The following is a 16,315-nucleotide window of genomic DNA, read 5'->3' as shown; positions in this document are numbered from 1 at the left end:
CAGGTTTAACAAGTCACGCCGGCCGCTCGTTGATGCGCAGTTCTGCGCACAAGCCGCCACGCGGCAAGTTGTACAGCTGCAAGGTGCTGCCGATCTTGCTGACGATCATCTGCACAATCGCCAGACCCAGACCGGCGCCATTGGCGTGACCGTGGCTGTAGAAGCGCTCGAACAGCCGCGCGTAATCCGCTTCGTCGATGCCGGGGCCGGCGTCCTCGACACTGATGTACACCGCACCCGATGTTTGCGGCTGGACCTGCACGCGCACTTCGCTGCCGGGCGGGGCGAAGTTCAAGGCGTTGGTGACTAGATTCTGCAAGGCGATGGCCAGCGCCACAGGGTCGGTTTCGACCGGGCAGTGATAGTCGCTGTCGAGGGTCAGTTCGACGTCTTTTTCCAGCGCCAGCGGCGCCAGTTCGGCGAGTTCCTCGCGCACCAGCGCGGTCAGCTCCACCGCACTTCTTTGAGGGTTGGCCAGGCGCGGCTCGATGCGTGCCATCGTCAGCAACTGGCTGGCGATGCGGGTAGCGCGATCCACCGCGCTGACCAGAAACTCCAGCGCCTCCTCACGTTGTTGCGCGGTACTGGCCAACTGCGCGTTTTGCGCATGGATACGCAGGATCGCCAGCGGCGTGCGCAGCTCGTGGGCGGCGTCCGCGATGAAGCGGCGCTCGCGAGCGAGCAGATTGTCGATCTGCTGCAACAGGCGATTGAGCGCGGTTTGCATCGGTTCAAGATCATGGGGCAGGGGGCGCAGATTCAGCGGTTTGAGGGTGTCGGTGTTGCGCCCGCGAATGGTCTGCGCCATGGCCCGCAGCGGTTGCAGACCCCAGCCGATGGCCAGCCAGATCAGGATCGCCAGTGCTGGCACGCCAATCACACTCGGCCACAACGTGTGGCCGACAATGCGCTCGATCAAATCCTGGCGCATGTCATCGCGCTCACCGACCCAGATCAGCAACCCTTGCTGCGAGTCCTTGAGCAGGAAGGCACACCAGTCGCGGCCGTTTTCCATCAGATCATGGGAACCGAGGGTGGTCGGCGGTTCTTTGAGTTCCGGCGCTTCGGCCGAGCGCATCAGCAATTGCCCGTCGCTGCGCCAGACCTGAAAGGTCAAACGGGTTTCGTAGGGGTGCGCTGCTTCGCCGTCACCGACCCGGCTCATCGCTTGATCGAAGGCCTGATGCAGCCGCTGCCAGTTGTTATCGCCCGGTGCACGTTGTGCCAGCACACCTTGCAGCAGGCGTGCGCTCTGCGCCAGTTGCGCGTCGTAGACCTCTTCGATTTCATGGTGACTGTCGCGCAGCACCAGCCAACTGATCAACAAATCGCCCATCAGCACCAGAATCAGCACCGGCACCAGAATTCGCGCACGTATCGAGATCATGGTTTGACCGCCACCACGTAACCGACGCCGCGCACGGTACGGATCAACTCGGTCGAAAGTTTTTTGCGCAGGTTGTGAATCAGCACTTCGAGGGTGTTGCTCTCGACCCGTTCCTGCCAGCCGTACAGCGCCCCGGACAGGCGCTCGCGGGTGACGACTTTGCCGGGCCGGGCCATCAATTGATGCAGCAGTTGATACTCCATCGGCGTCACCACCACCTCATTGCCGTGCCAGGTGACTTGCTGGCTGACCGGATCCAGGCACACCCCGGCATGTTCCAGCACCGGTTGCGCACGGCCCTGACTGCGCCGCAGCAAGGCTCGGATGCGCGCCTTCAACTCATCGACATCGAACGGTTTGATCAAGTAATCGTCGGCACCGGCGTCGAGCCCGGCAATGCGTTCGGCGGTGCCGTCGCGGGCGGTGAGGATCAACACCGGCAAATCCTGTTGCTCGCCGCGCAATTGTTGCAGCAAGGCCAGGCCGTCGAGCCGGGGCAGACCGAGGTCGAGCAGGAGCAGATCGAAGCTTTCACTGCGCAGCGCATGCAAGGCACTGACGCCGTCCTGCAACCAGTCGAGGGTGTAGCCCTCGCTGCTCAGGGCAACGCGAATGCCTTGTCCGAGGGCACGATCATCTTCGACCAGAAGCAGGCGCATGGGCGGTTCTCTGTTGGCAATACGGTGTTTGATGGGCGGCATCATGCCGCCGCGCATCGCGCCGTGGCAGGCCTTCCGACGGGAAAGATGTAACGACTCGTTGCCAACTAAGCTTTCGCTAAGGTTGCTTTTGCACAGTGACGCCTTCCTCATCCAGCGAGAGTGATTCCATGCGCAAACTGCTGCTGTTGTCTTTGATCGTCGCCAGCCCGTTGGCCGTCGCCGGCCCGCAATGCACCACCGCCGAGCGCTCACAATGGCAAGACCAGAAGGTCTTTCAGGAACAACTGAAAGCCCAGGGCTACGAGATCAGCAAGTTCAAGGTCACCGACGGCAACTGCTACGAGATTTACGGGTTCGACAAGGACAAGCGCAAAGTCGAGATCTACCACGACCCGGTCAGCGGTAAAGCGGTCAAGACCGAGATCAAGGGCTGATGCCGAGCGCGTCCCTGCGCTTGTGGGACCCCGTGGTGCGGCTGTTTCATCTGTCGATCGCGGGCGTTTTCGTCGCTAATTACTTCTTCAATGAAGCCGGCGACGACTGGCATGTCTGGCTCGGTTATTACGCCATGGGCTGGTTGCTGGTGCGCACAGTGTGGGGATTTATCGGGCCGCGCAGTGCGCGCTGGGCGGACTTCTGGCCGACGCCATCGCGTTTGCTCGGCCATGCACGGTCGCTGCTGGCCGGGCGGCCCGAACATCGCCTCGGCCACTCGCCCATTGGCGCGCTGGTGATGATCCTGATGTTGCTGGCCTTGCTGACCATCGGCCTCAGCGGTTGGGCGATGGAAGAGGTCGACGCCTTGTGGGGCGCCGATTGGCCGCTATCGATCCACCAAACCGCTGCGGACGGCCTGCTCGTGCTCGTCTGCATCCACATCGCTGCGGCGCTGTTTGAAAGCTTTCAGGTGCGCGACAACTTGCCGTTGTCGATGCTCACGGGACGCCGTCGCCGCTTGCCAGACGACTCGACGCGCTGACAAGGATGTCTGCTGATTGTTAACCCTCCTGTCCTTGCCGCGAGTCCACTATGCGTGCGTTGTCCTTTCGCTTGAAATTCATTCTCGGCAGCCTCGCGGTGTGCCTGATCTTTGTGGCTGCGTGGCGCAGTCATCCGTCGCACGTGCTGGCGCCTTTCGCGCTCTCGACCGCGCCGGTTGATGCCGCACCGCAAGCCTCCGAACCGATGTACAACAGCCGTTTCGTCTCCTCGCAACTGGACGATTTCGTGCATTCGTCCTCGGTCACGGCGCTGCCCGGCGGTGACTTGATGGCGGTGTGGTTTGCCGGCTCGCGCGAAGGCGCTGCCGACGTGCAGATCCGCACCGCGCGGTTCGACGCGAAAACCTCGGAGTGGGGCGCCGAACACGTGTTGGCGACCCGTGAATCCACCCGCGACGGCACGCGCCGCTACATTCGCAAACTGGGTAACCCGGTGATCGCCCTCGCGCCGGATCAGCGTTTGTGGATGTTTTATGTGTCGGTATCGGTTGGCGGCTGGGCCACCAGTGCGATCAATGCGATGGTCTCCGATGATTTCGGGCGCAACTGGTCGACGCCTCGACAGTTAGTCACCTCGCCGTTTTTCAACATCAGCACGTTGGTGCGCGCCGCGCCGGTGTTCCATGCCGACGGCTCGATTGGCTTGCCGGTGTACCACGAATTCATGGGCAAATTTGCCGAGTACCTGTACCTGAGCGCCGACGGTGCGGTGATCGACAAGTTCCGCATCAGCCGTGGCAAACACTCGTTGCAGCCGACCATCGTGCCGCTGGATGGCCACCGTGCCGTAGCGATGTTGCGCTATGCCGGCGAGACCCATCATCGCGTGCTTGCCAGCCGCACCAACGACGCCGGCCAGACCTGGAGCGAACCGTATCCGCTGGAGCCGGCCAACCCCAACTCGTCGCTGGCGGCGGTGGGCACGGCCGATGACGGCTTGCTGGTGGCGCTCAACGATCTGCAGGACGGCCGTTTCAAACTCAGCCTGTACGGCACCGATGCCAACCTCAACGATTGGCGCAGCGTTATTGATCTCGACCAATCGCCCGATCCGCTTGGCCAGCCGTTCGCCCCTGAAACCTACAAAGCGATCATCGGCGAAGGCTTCCGGGCCTCCAGTGGTGCGCGACGCTTGCCGCTGGAACAGCGCTTTCTGAGCAATCTCGACTACCGCGTGTGCAAACCGCGCGGCTGTGACTTCGAGTACGAATACCCGTATTTCAGCCGGGGTTCGGACGGTCTCTATCACCTGGTGTATTCGTGGAATAACACCTTTATCAAACATGTCAGCTTCAACGATGCGTGGCTGGCGGAGCGCCTGTGATGATCTTTCCCTGGCAAGCCCATTTGAGTTTTGTCCTGCTCGGTTTTGTCCTGCTGAGTGCGTTTCGCTTCAACCGGCGCTGGCGGCCGTGGCTGCTGCCGGTGTTGGCGTTGGTTAGTTTTATCCCGGTTAACGACCTGCCGTTGGCAGCCTATGTGCGCAGCTTTACCGACGACCTGGCGATCACCACGCTGGTGTTGCTCGGCTGGGCGAGTCTGCTGCGGTTGGGCGTGATTGCGCCGTTGCCGACGATCAAACGCGTGCAGGTGCTGGTGCTGTTTACCGTGTTGGCGCTGATGCTGTACCCGGCGACGATGGGCCTGACGTATGTCGATCCGTACCGCTGGGGCTTCAACCCGCGACCGATGATTGTGCTGGTCGGGCTGACCACGTTGGCGCTGTTGTGGCTGCGCAACGGGTTGGGCGTGGCGATGCTGGCGCTGGGTACATTGGCCTTCGCGCTACGCCTCAAGGCTTCGGAAAACTATTGGGATTACCTGATCGATCCGCTGTTGCTGGGCTATTGCCTGGTGGCCGGCGCGGCATTGTGCATCCGCGAAGTCTGGCGTCTGCTGCGCCCGGTCTCGGCCGTGCCGACATCCTCAATCTGAATCACCCCACAGAGGTCAACGATGGCTTGGTTGCAATCGCGGCGCCTGCGCTACGGCGTCGGCGCGGCAGGTTTGGTGTTTTTACTGTTGGCCATGTTGCGGCTGGTGTTTGTGCTGGGTTTTTCCGGTCTTGACCTCAGCGCGTTTGCCGACGACCCGCAACTGCGCGAAACCCTCGGCATCGGTTTGCGCTTCGACCTGCGTCTGGCCGTGCTGCTGATGTTGCCGCTGGCCGTTCTGGCCTGGCTGCCGCGCTGGAACCTGACCCGTGTGCCGATGTTGCGCCGTGTAACGCGGGGTTATTGGTTGCTGGCGCTGGGCGCAGTCGGCCTCATCTACATCATCGATTTCGGCCATTACGCCTACCTCGGCGTGCGCATCAATGCCACGGTGTTGCGTTATCTGGAAGACGCGCAGATCTCGCAGCAAATGGTCTGGGAAAGCTACCCGGTGCTGTGGATTGCCCTCGGCTGGCTGGCGGTGCTGTCGCTGTGGTTCTACGGATTTCTGCGCCTGGAACGCGCGACGCTGGCGCGCGAACCTCGGGTCATCCGCCGCACCTCGCTGGCCTTGGGCACTGGACTCGGGTTAGTCACCGTGCTGCTGGCGTTGCTCGGTCGCGTCGAAAATCTCAATCTGGAAAACCCGGTGCCGTTGCGCTGGAGCGATGCGTTTTTCTCCGGCAATGCGCAGATTGCCGCCGTAGGCCTGAACCCGGTGCTGTTTCTGTACGACACGCTCAAGGCTGGGCAGACGCAGTTCGATGAAGCCCAGGTGCGCGAGCATTACCCGGTGATTGCACGGTACTTGGGTGTCGATCAGCCGGACCCGCAACGCCTCACATTCGAGCGACAGCAAGCGGTGCAGCCATACCGGGTCGCGGGTGCGCCGAACGTAATGTTCGTCATGCTCGAATCGTTGGGCACCAGTGCGGTGGGCGCCTATGGCAACCCGCTGAACCCGACGCCGAATCTCGATCAACTGGCGACCGAGAGCTGGTTTTTCCGGCACTTTTACGTGCCGGTCACCGGCACCGCAAAAACCGTGTGGGCCAGTATCACCGGGGTGCCGGACGTGACCCGTCAGGAGACCGCCACCCGCCATCCGTTGATCACCCGTCAGCACACGCTGATCAACGCCTTCAGCGATTATCAGAAGCTCTACATGATCGGCGGCAATGCCGGCTGGGCGAATATCAATGCGCTGATCCAGCAAAGCATCGAGGGTGTGAAGCTGTATCAGGAGAGCGACTGGCGTTCGCCACTGGTGGATGTCTGGGGGATTTCCGACCTCGACCTGTTCAAGGAAAGCGACCGCATCCTGCGTGATCTGCTCAAAGACCGACCGTTCTTCGCCTACGTGCAAACCTCGGGCAACCACCGGCCGTTCACCATTCCCAAGGACAACGATGGCTTCCAGATCAGTCATCTGTCGCTGGAGCAGGTGCAAGCTGCCGGTTCACGCAGCGTCGAGCAATACAATGCCGTGCGCCTGCTGGACTTCAACATTGGCAAGCTGATGGAACTGGCCAAGGCCGGCGGCTATTACGACAACACGATTTTCGTGTTCTTCGGCGACCACAACACCCGCATCAGCCAGATCCCGCACATGCCACCGGCCTTCGAACAACTGGGGCTGGAAAGCAACCATGTGCCCATGCTGATTCATGCGCCGGGCTTGCTTAAACCCAAGCGGATCGATGAAGCGGTGGGGTTGGTGGATTTGCTGCCGACGGTGGCAGGCATGGCTGGCATCCCGTTCAGCAACGGCGCGATGGGCCGCGATATTCAGCAGCCGGCGCCGGAAGGCGAACGCGTGGTGCCGCTGGTGTTGCGCGAAGGCACGTTCCCGTTGATTGGTGGCGTGACGCAACACCATTTGCTGCAGATGCAACACGACGGCAGTGCGCCGACATTGCATGATCTGCGTTCTGCGACGCCGCTGGACAATGTTGCTGAGCAGAACCCGGAGGAATTTCAGCGGTTGGTGGAGTTGACGCGTGGACTGCATGAAAGTGCGCGGTTGATGTTGTATCGGAATGTGCGGTGAGGGCTGAATTGGCGAGGGGGAAGGGCGCGGACTAGAGTTGTGGGTCTCCTGTCCGTCGAGAATCTTGCGATGAAAAAAGCCGAGGGCACCGAATCCGCTTCCGTTCTGATTGATCAACGCATCGCCGAGCTGGGGGACTGGCGCGGTGAAACGCTGGCGCAGATCCGCGTGATCGTGCATAGGGCTGATCCCGAAGTGGTTGAGGAATGGAAGTGGCGGGGTGTGCCGACGTGGTCGCACAATGGAATTATCAGCACCGGCGAGACGTACAAGGCTGCGGTGAAAATGACCTTTGCCAAGGGGGCGTCACTGGACGATCCGGCGGGGTTGTTCAATGCCAGTCTGGAGGGCAATACGCGACGGGCGATTGATTTCCACGAGGGTGACCGGATTGATGAGAAAGCGTTGATTGCGCTGATTCGGGCGGCCGTGAAACTCAATATGGCGAAGAAGCCCTCACCCTAGCCCTCTCCCAGGGGGAGAGGGGACTGACCGGAGTGTTGATGCGAGTTACGCCGACGTGAAATATCGAGTTGAACTCAGGATTTGAAAAGCACACAAACCGGCTCCCTTTCCCCTCGCCCCCTTGGGGGGGTGAGGGGGTAGATCCAGCAGACTGCTGCGATTGCATTGAGCGGCACTAATTACCATCAGCCACTTTACGTTCGATCTCATCAATCTTGCGTTGCAGCGTCTCGGCGTCCTGCTCTTTCTCTCGGGTGGACGAAGGCGTGATGATCTCATCCACGGCTTTGGTGTCATCGTCCTGGTCTTCAAGATCGCGCTCGACCACATTCACCGGTTTGCCGGACGTATCGGTTGGCGGGGCGTTCGGGGTTTTGTTGTCATCGTTGTTCATTGTGCTGACCTCCAGTGGTGTAAACGTTGGAGGTGGCGGTACGGTAAGCGTTCGATAATTCTGTGGCTCAGTGGAATGAACGGTGCAGAAACTTTGCGTCGCAAAGCGGGCTCGTTCTGATACCGGCAATGCCCCTGCAGGAGCGGCCGTAAACCGCTCCTGCAAGGTTCAGGTTCAGTCCTTGAGAATGTCGCGATCCTTGGTTTCCGGCAGGAAGAACGTGCCGAGTATCGCCGTCATCACCGCAATCACGATCGGATACCACAAGCCGTAGTATATATCCCCCGTGGCCGCGACCATGGCGAACGCCACCGTCGGCAGGAAGCCGCCAAACCAGCCGTTACCGATGTGATACGGCAGCGACATCGAGGTGTAGCGGATGCGGGTCGGGAACAGTTCGACCAGCCACGCCGCAATCGGGCCGTAGACCATGGTCACGTAGATCACCAGCACGGTGAGCAGGAGCAGCACCATTGGGTAGTTGGTTTTTGCAGGGTCAGCTTTTTCCGGATAACCGGCGTCTTTGAGTGCGGTGCCGAGGGTCGCGGTGAACGCGTCGTTGCGCGCCTTGAAGTCGGCAGCCGGCAGGGCACTGCCTTCAAAACTCTCGACCACTTTGTCACCGATGCGCACTTGCGCGACGGTGCCAGGTTCGGCGATCACGTTCTCATAAGGAATCGCCCGTTTCGCCAAAAGAGTCTTCGCCAGATCGCAGGAGCTGGTGAATTTGGCCTTGCCCACCGGGTCGAACTGGAACGAACACTGGTCGGGGTTGGCGATGACTTTGACCGGGTTTCTCTCCTGAGCGATGAACACGTCAGGGTTGCCGTACTGGGTTAGCGCGTGGAAAATCGGGAAGTAGGTCAGTGCCGCCAGCATGCAGCCGACCATGATGATCGGCTTGCGCCCGATCCGGTCGGAGAGGCTGCCGAAAATCACGAAGAACGGCGTGCCGATCAGCAACGAACCGGCGATCAGCAGGTTGGCGGTCTGCGGGTCGATCTTCAGCGTCTGCAGCAGGAAGAACAGCGCGTAGAACTGCCCGGTGTACCAGACGACCGCTTGCCCGGCGGTGCCGCCGAGCAACGACATGATCACCACTTTGAGGTTGTCCCAGCGCGCGAAGGATTCGGTCAGCGGCGCTTTTGACGCCTTGCCTTCAGCCTTCATTTTCTGGAACACCGGCGACTCGCTCAGTTGCAGGCGGATGTACACCGAGACGATCAGCAGCAGGATCGACAGCAGGAACGGGATCCGCCAGCCCCAGGCTTCGAATGCCTCAGTGCCCAACACCGTGCGGCAGGCGAGGATCACCAGCAGCGACAGAAACAGGCCCAGGGTCGCAGTGGTTTGAATCCATGAGGTGAAAAAGCCGCGTCGATTGCGTGGCGCGTGCTCGGCGACGTAAGTCGCAGCGCCGCCATACTCGCCACCCAGCGCCAAGCCTTGCAGCAAACGCAGGGTAATCAGGATCACCGGCGCGGCGACGCCGATGGTCGCGTAACCGGGCAACAGACCGACAATCGCGGTCGAGACACCCATGATCACAATGGTGATGAGGAACGTGTGTTTGCGCCCGATCATGTCACCGAGCCGGCCAAACACAATCGCCCCGAACGGCCGCACCGCGAACCCCGCCGCGAAGGCCAGCAGGGCAAAAATGAACGCGGTGGTTTCGTTGACACCGGCAAAGAAGTGCTTGGCGATGATCGCCGCCAGTGAGCCGTAGAGGTAAAAGTCGTACCACTCGAAAACCGTGCCAAGGGACGAAGCGAAGATAACCTTGCGCTCCTCCTTGGTGATGCCGCCGCTGCGCGGTGGACTGCCGGTGGATGCTGTGTCGATTGTGGCCATGGGTGTTCTCCGTCGTGCTTATTGTTGTAGGCCGGAGTCCCCCGTTACTGCTTATCGCACTCTGGCCTTGTGGCATATGCCGCAACTGCTCTCGCGTGAAACTTGCACAGTCTGACCGCCTCGCATTGCTGCAAGGTTTCTTTGAGCATAATCAGCTTCTGGCAGATATCCACTCGCGTACTTGGCCGTAGTGGCAATTAAAGATCACTTGCCCGCGGCCGATACCTGCCGACCAGCCCACTTAGAATTCACTTTTCAGGGAAGATGCTCATGAATGCTTCATTGCAGAGCGCTGCCGCGCAAATCCGTCAGGCCGTTCGCATCGCCACCGAAGGTCTGGTGGGGCGTGAGCAGTTGGCCGAACTGATCGTTCTGGCCGCGGTGGCACAGGAGCATATTCTGGTCATCGGCCCGCCAGGCACCGCGAAAAGTGCGGTCGTGCGCCGGGTTGCGCAATCGATGGGCGGGCGCTATTTCGAGTATCTGCTGGGGCGGTTTACCGAACCTTCGGAACTGTTCGGCGCGGTCGACCTGAAAAAGCTTCGCGAAGGCACGGTGGAAACCGACGTCAGCGGCATGCTGCCTGAAGCCGATATCGTCTTCCTTGATGAGGTGTTCCTCGGTTCGACGGCCATTCTTAACACGCTGCTTGGCGTGCTTAACGAGCGGCGTTTCCGGCGTGGGCATACGCAGATTCAGTGCCCGCTGCGGGTCTGCGTCGGCGCCTCCAACGGCTTGCCCGACGATGAAGCGCTGGCGGCGTTTGGCGACCGCTTTCTGCTGCACCTGTTCGTCGAGTCGGTGCCGGACAATCAGCTGGAAGCGATGCTCGCCGGCGGCTGGCAGTCCGAGCAACGCCCGGTTCAACAGTTGCTCGGTCTGAGCCAGCTCGACACGCTGGGTCAGGCTCTGAAGAGCGTTGACCTGAGCGCCGTGCGCCCGGCGCTGGCCCAAGCCATTCGCCGATTGCGTGAGGCCGGCATTCAGTTGTCGGATCGACGCATCGTCAAGTCCCAGCGCCTGATCGCTGCCGCCGCGTTGCTCGGTGGTCGAGTGGAGGCCAGCGCCGCCGATCTGTGGCCGCTGCTGTACGTGTTGCCAACCAAGGAAACCCAGCAGCACGGTCGCGAGGTGCTGCGCGAGATGTTCACCCAGTCGAGCAACCGCCATCTGTTCAGCGCGGTGGAGGAGGCGACCCTGCAGCCGATGTCGCGGGTCAGTCGCCTGCTGGAAACCGCCGAAGATTATCTGGCGCGCACTGAACCGCCGGCCGGTGCCTTGCTGGAGGGTCTGCTGCGTGAGATCGACGCCAACTTCAACGACCTGACCATCCCGGCGACGTTGCACGACGTTCGCGGCCAGCTCGCCCGTTTGCTGACGACTGCCGCATGAATGGCAAACCGCTGAGTTGGGCCTGGCGCTTGCGGCCGGTGGCAGCGGCGCCACAGGCTGCCGTGGCGTGGGGCGAAGCCGCCCGGCGTCTGCATGCGCGATTGCTGGCGATACCGGATGAACAGGCCTCGCGCCTGCATACCACGGCCAATCGCGACGTGCTGCTGGTGAGCGGCGCGGCGGCGGATCTGCCGTGGGTCGATGGCGTTGCCTATGCGGCGATGGACGAGCGTGCGCCCGGGCTGTGGTTGCCCACCAGTTGGGAGCCGGATGTACCGACCGACCTGCTGGCACAGGCGTTGTCGCACCGCTTCTCGCGGGCGCCGCTGCTGCTGTGGCGTGATCCACCGGCGGTGGTACCGCTCGATCGGCAATTGCCGGTGAGCGCAGAACATTTGCAGCGCATTGACGATTTTTGGGCGGGGCGCTGATGCAGTTACCTGAATCTCTGCAACCGTGGCGCGAATGGCTGGAATGGTTCGCCCCGGAACAACTGCCGCTATTCGCCGATCTGCTTGGACGGCTCAACCCGGTACTGGGCCCGCTGCGCGGTGTGCAACAGGGCGGCGTGCCCGAGCCCGATGGCTTGGGCGATTTGCAGCGGCGTGGGCCTTATGATCGGCTGCTGACCAGCGAATGGCTGCTGGCCGACGAAGTGCCTGACGAGTTTTTGCGCCGCGCGGCTGTAGGCGAACACCTGTTCCTCGCGCCGCAATATCGTGGGCAACAGGCCAGTCGCCTGATTGTCGCGCTGTTTGACGCCGGGCCGCTGCAACTGGGCGCTGCGCGCCTGGTGCACATGGCGCTGCTGATTCTGCTGGCACGTCGTGCGAAAGAGGCGGGTGCCGAACTGCGTTGGGGCATTTTGCAGCAGGAGCCAGTCTTGCACGAGGTCGATTCGGCGGCGCAACTCAAGCGATTGCTGAGTGCACGAACCTTTACCACTGTGGGTGATGGACACTGGCAGACGTGGCGCAGCTGGCTGCGCACCACGTCAATGCCGGTCGGTGAGTGCTGGCTGGTGGGGCAACGTCTGCCGGTCATTGACGGGAAGATATGCACCCATCGCGTGCAGGTCGCGCGCAGTCTTGATGGCAGCAGCCTGTCCGTGCAATTGCAGGCAACGGATACCCGTCGCGTACGCCTGCCGATGCCCGATGAGCGCTTGGCCCTGCAATTGCTCAAAGGCCAGTTCGAGGGTGAAGTGGTCAATGCTGCGCCGACGGCCAAGGGTTGTGTGCCGCGGGTGGCGCTCACGCGGCCGCCGGTCATTTCCAGTGCCGGCAGCCATGTCGCGCTAAAGATGCTCGATGAACCCGGCATGGTGGTGATCAAGTTACCAGCGCCATACCAGAAAAAACCTTTGGAAGTGCGCCGCAACCTCTGGAGCTCGGGACGTACAGCGCTGACGGCTCTGTTCTTCGGCCGCGCAATCGGGGCGGTTTTGAGCGACTCTCTGCAGCTGACATTCTGGAGTATTCCCGGCCTGAAACCTGTCGATAAGCCGGGTCTGGAAGAGTTAGGGCTGCCGCCGGGGACCGCCTGTTTCCTTCCCGCGGTAGGTTTGCGCGGTTACTCCGCCAGCCGTTTGTTTCTGCTCGATACCCAAGGACATCTGGCCTTCTGGATCGTGGAAATTGCAAAAAATGCCAATACCCCGGGAACCCGGCAGACTCATCGCCTGGCGACAGAGGTAATCGCCATCGCCAAGGTGGACGCTGACGCAATGGCTTATGTGCGCCGCGAAGGCACTCGGTTGTACGCCCATTCGGTGAATCCGGAAGGGCGGGTCACTTCTGCGCATGCAGTGGGATTGGCCGATGGCGTCAGTCAGGTGCTGTTTGCCGCCAGTTATCACTGGCGTAACGGTTTTGGGGGTTGCGCGTTGCTCACAGTGAAAAATGAGTGCGAAAGCTGGCGTGTGGTCTCGGTCAAGGCTTCGCCATCCGACGCGCAACGCATTGATCTGGCCCGTGGCTGGAAAGGCATCGGTTTGCTGCAAGACGACAACGAGCGTTACTCGCTGTTGATGATCAGCCCCGGTCAGCAGGCTATCGCCCTGTGGCACGGAGATGACATGGAGACGTTATTCACCACCAGCGAGGTGATTGCCAAGGTCAGCTTCTGTCCTTTGAGCGGTCTGGTTGCCGTACTGACCAGCGCCCGCGAACTGCTGGTCTACGCGGTACCCCAGCGCCTCCTGCGTTTGCAGGTAATTTGTAATGAAAAACCGGAAAACAAGGACGCCAGCCATGCTTGAACACGCCGCCGCGTTGATTCGCCGCCCGGTTTTGAGCGGTCACCAGCGCATCGAAGGGCTGTGGTTCTCCGCTGAACGGTTCGCCCAGCACGAACGTGAGCGCTTGATCATCGAGCATTGGCAAACCGCTGCCAGCGCTTACCGTTTCGCCGACGGTGATCTGCTGCGCTTTGCTCTGCCACTGACCGTGCAGTGCGAGACCTTGCTTGGCTGGCCGTTGATTCGTCAGGGCAAGGTGCTGTGTTCTGCCGTGCTCGACCCGCAGGAAATGCGTGATCTGCCGGCCGCTGATCTCTGGCTGGTACGCGGCAGCCATGTCAGTGCTCTGCATCTGCGCGATGCCGAAGTGTTGGCGCCGGGTGAGTGGATTGATATCAGTGGCGTGACGTTGCTCGACACCTATGACTGTCGCAACATACTGCCGCCGCCAGTGCTGGAGCCGCTGGAGGTCGCCAGCGATGTGCGCGAGATTCTCGGCAAAAACCTGAAACCGGTCAGCCCCGAGCAGCAGAAGACTCTGCAGGCGCTGATCGCGCGTCAGCAGAAAGCGCCGCAGGCATCGCCCGACGCCGTCGTGTCACCCGCAAGCGTCGGCGGGACAGTGCCTGATGCCAAAACTCTGCCGTGGCTGAAACTCAGTGTGACGCTGGTGTTGCTGGTGGCGGTGTTCTGGATGGGCGCCCAGGGCCGGCACACCGATGTGAACGCTGTGACGCCCGCGCCGGTGACGTCGCTGTCGTTGCAGATCGGTGCCGTCGTAGTAGGCACGCTGATTGCCGGGGTCGCGTTGACCCTGTTGCTGTTCGGGTTGCGTCATCTGTTGCGGCGCGTGGCGTCCGTGCCGTTGCCATTGCCGGGTGCGCCGACCCATTCGCCCGCAGACATTGCGCCGCGGGCGCGACCGCTCCAACACAAACCTGCGCTGTGGCGTCGATGGGTGACACGTCTGACCCGGCACTCGCGGCTGTCTGCGCTGTACGGCCGGCGTCAGGCAGCCTATATGCAGCGCATGTTCGAGATGTTCGAGAACGGCGATTATGAAGAGGCGCTGCGCCATGCGATTCCGCTGGGCGGTGGCGAGCACAGCGGTGAGCAGTCGTTCGGCACGCCACAGCGGCGCCAGGATCTGTCGATCAGCCAACACCAGGGGCTCGCCCGCTCGATAGTCTTCGAGCAAGACGTCGAGGGGCATCTGCGCCAGATCTACCGCCAGACCTTCCAGCGACTCGACCGTGAAGGCCGGATTGAGGAGGCGGTGTTCGTCCTCGCCGAACTGCTCAAGGTACAGCAGGAGGCGCTCGACTATCTGGAAAAACACGGCCGCCAACAACAGGCCGCCGACCTCGCGCTGGCCTGGGACATGCCTGCCGCGACCATCGTGCGTCTGCTATGCCTGGCCGGTAACTGGCAGCGCGCCTTGCTGGTGGCGCGCCGCGATGAAGCCTTCGCTGACGCCGTGGCGTTGCTCCAGGACAAATCGCCGTTATACGCCGAGCGCCTGCGTCTTGAGTGGGCCGAATCCCTGGCGCGCAAAGGCCTTTGGTTGCAAGCCGTCGAGGTTGTCTGGCCGCTGCCGGCGGAGCGCGAGCGCGCCACGCAATGGTTGTTGAATGCCGAAATGGCCGGCGGCAGCCTGGCCCTTGGAGCGCTGGTCAAGCGCGCGATTCTGCTCCCCGACACCTTGTTGGCTTATGCCGATCAGGTCGAGCAATTGCGTGATGATCCTGCCCGCTACGCCGAGCGTGCGGTACTGGCCGAAAGCCTGTTGCAGCACAAGGCGCACGCCAGCCAGCTGGCCTGGTTGGCGAGCGCCACCGTCCACGCGATCATCGCCGATCAGGTGGGCGGGCAGGGGCGTTTGTCTCTGCTGCAGTTGCAGGCACTGGTCAGTATGAGCAAGGACAAACTCTTGCAGGCCGACCTGCCGCAGCAATTGCCCGCGCGGCCTGCGCCCTACACACAGGTCACCGGCAGCGAACCCCTACAATGGACTGCGCCGGCCATGGGCAGCCGGATGATCCGGGATGCTGTGCCGCTCGATGATCAGCGCTACTTGCTGGCATTGGGCGAGGCCGGCGCAGTGGTGGTCGACGCGCATGGCAACACGCTCTACCAATTCGCGATGCCTGCGCAATACATCGTTCTGGCCCATGGGCGGCAAGTGGCACTGCTGGTCGCCCGACGCAATGAAGTGTGGCGTATCAGCAAAGTGGATCTGGTCACGCGCATCGCAACGGATCTCGGCGTGCAGATGTTCAATGTGTTCAGCCGCACCTTCAACGGTTCGAACTGGACCATCGGCCGTGGGCGACAACTGCGTGTGGTGGATGTCGATCGTGGATTCGAAACGCTGTGGCACGTGAGCGATTTGCCCGGCGAGGTCATTGGCATGAAGGATGACACGTACAACGAATCTTTATGGCTGAGTGATGCGCAAGCGGGCCTGGAGTTATGGCATTACCGCTTGCCTGAGCGGCGACTGATGAAGCGAATGCCGGTGCCTGCGGTGGGTATAGACCAGCAGTACCTGCTTAGCGCTGATGGGCGATTGGAGTTTATGCGTGTGGGGCGTGAAAACGACGAGGTTTCGGTTCTGGTGTTCGGTGGTGGGACTGATTGCAACAACTACAGCCTGCCGGATTGTGACTTCGAGCAAGACCATGAGGAGTTGGTGGAAGTGCATTTGCAGGAGCACTGCCGGCTGATCGGTTACCTGATCAACGATCACGACATGCGCTGGCACTTTATCGCCAGGACCAGCAACCGCCTCGTTGCGACACTGCAATGGCCTCGACACGGTGTACGGGTACGTTGTGTCGGTAGCGATTTTCTGCTGTTTGATGATCAGGGACGCTTGAGCCATTTCAATATGGACAATGTCACGCAACACAACCTTTCGCTGAACTGAGTGGGTGA

At 61.5% G+C, this 16,315-nt stretch carries 14 protein-coding genes; 10 read left to right on the top strand and 4 right to left on the bottom strand.

All coding sequences use genetic code 11. The features are described from left to right. Positions 1 to 13: 13 nt before the first annotated feature. Together A8O26_RS12895 and A8O26_RS12890 are read right to left on the bottom strand one after the other, a co-directional pair. Positions 14 to 1,387, bottom strand: coding sequence for an ATP-binding protein (locus A8O26_RS12895; protein WP_064118341.1), 1,374 nt, complete (start codon positions 1,385 to 1,387; stop codon positions 14 to 16). After that, entirely contained in the window at positions 1,384 to 2,046 is a 663-nt protein-coding gene (locus A8O26_RS12890; protein ID WP_064118383.1) for a response regulator, read from the bottom strand. Before A8O26_RS12890 ends, A8O26_RS12895 begins: the two co-directional genes overlap by 4 nt. A 170-nt stretch (positions 2,047 to 2,216) precedes the next feature. Between A8O26_RS12890 and A8O26_RS12885 the strand changes: the two genes are divergently transcribed. The 6 genes from A8O26_RS12885 (at position 2,217) to A8O26_RS12860 (ending at position 7,499) form a co-directional block, all read left to right on the top strand. Continuing rightward, entirely contained in the window at positions 2,217 to 2,483 is a 267-nt protein-coding gene (locus A8O26_RS12885; protein ID WP_064118340.1) for a PepSY domain-containing protein, read from the top strand. Further along, entirely contained in the window at positions 2,483 to 3,028 is a 546-nt protein-coding gene (locus tag A8O26_RS12880) for a cytochrome b/b6 domain-containing protein (RefSeq protein WP_064118339.1), read from the top strand. Before A8O26_RS12885 ends, A8O26_RS12880 begins: the two co-directional genes overlap by 1 nt. A gap of 50 nt (positions 3,029 to 3,078) precedes the next feature. Then, a complete protein-coding gene (locus tag A8O26_RS12875; RefSeq protein WP_064118338.1) occupies positions 3,079 to 4,374 on the top strand; it encodes a sialidase family protein in 1,296 nt (431 codons plus the stop codon). Next, on the top strand, positions 4,374 to 4,985 hold the full coding sequence (locus A8O26_RS12870) for a hypothetical protein (RefSeq protein WP_064118337.1): 612 nt from the start codon (positions 4,374 to 4,376) through the stop codon (positions 4,983 to 4,985). Before A8O26_RS12875 ends, A8O26_RS12870 begins: the two co-directional genes overlap by 1 nt. 21 nt (positions 4,986 to 5,006) lie before the next feature. Then, positions 5,007 to 7,034, top strand: coding sequence for an LTA synthase family protein (locus tag A8O26_RS12865; protein ID WP_064118336.1), 2,028 nt, complete (start codon positions 5,007 to 5,009; stop codon positions 7,032 to 7,034). A 69-nt stretch (positions 7,035 to 7,103) separates the two neighbouring features. Further along, positions 7,104 to 7,499, top strand: coding sequence for a DUF1801 domain-containing protein (locus A8O26_RS12860; protein WP_016984488.1), 396 nt, complete (start codon positions 7,104 to 7,106; stop codon positions 7,497 to 7,499). 175 nt (positions 7,500 to 7,674) lie between these two features. On the opposite strand, the gene A8O26_RS12855 is transcribed toward A8O26_RS12860, so the two are convergent. Both A8O26_RS12855 and A8O26_RS12850 read right to left on the bottom strand, forming a co-directional pair. Then, complete coding sequence (locus tag A8O26_RS12855; protein ID WP_064118335.1) at positions 7,675 to 7,893, bottom strand: hypothetical protein; 219 nt, start codon at positions 7,891 to 7,893, stop codon at positions 7,675 to 7,677. A gap of 174 nt (positions 7,894 to 8,067) precedes the next feature. Further along, a complete protein-coding gene (locus A8O26_RS12850; protein WP_064118334.1) occupies positions 8,068 to 9,747 on the bottom strand; it encodes an MFS transporter in 1,680 nt (559 codons plus the stop codon). 270 nt (positions 9,748 to 10,017) lie between these two features. Between A8O26_RS12850 and A8O26_RS12845 the strand changes: the two genes are divergently transcribed. Genes A8O26_RS12845 through A8O26_RS12830 form a run of 4 tightly spaced genes read left to right on the top strand, consistent with a single transcriptional unit; the run spans position 10,018 to position 16,307 of the window. Continuing rightward, the gene (locus A8O26_RS12845; protein WP_064118333.1) at positions 10,018 to 11,139 is read left to right on the top strand and encodes an AAA family ATPase; all 1,122 of its coding nucleotides are present in this window, start codon (positions 10,018 to 10,020) and stop codon (positions 11,137 to 11,139) included. Further along, entirely contained in the window at positions 11,136 to 11,570 is a 435-nt protein-coding gene (locus tag A8O26_RS12840; protein WP_081265185.1) for a hypothetical protein, read from the top strand. Before A8O26_RS12845 ends, A8O26_RS12840 begins: the two co-directional genes overlap by 4 nt. Beyond that, on the top strand, positions 11,570 to 13,399 hold the full coding sequence (locus tag A8O26_RS12835; protein WP_064118381.1) for a hypothetical protein: 1,830 nt from the start codon (positions 11,570 to 11,572) through the stop codon (positions 13,397 to 13,399). The genes A8O26_RS12840 and A8O26_RS12835 overlap by 1 nt, the downstream gene beginning before the upstream one ends. Further along, on the top strand, positions 13,392 to 16,307 hold the full coding sequence (locus A8O26_RS12830) for a bpX6 domain-containing protein (protein ID WP_064118332.1): 2,916 nt from the start codon (positions 13,392 to 13,394) through the stop codon (positions 16,305 to 16,307). The genes A8O26_RS12835 and A8O26_RS12830 overlap by 8 nt, the downstream gene beginning before the upstream one ends. Positions 16,308 to 16,315 lie beyond the last annotated feature (8 nt).

Source organism: Pseudomonas fluorescens (assembly GCF_001648775.1).
Classification (GTDB): Bacteria; Pseudomonadota; Gammaproteobacteria; order Pseudomonadales; family Pseudomonadaceae; genus Aquipseudomonas; species Aquipseudomonas fluorescens_M.
The sequence above is the reverse complement of the archived record's forward strand: the minus strand, read 5'-3'. Positions and strand labels throughout refer to the sequence as shown.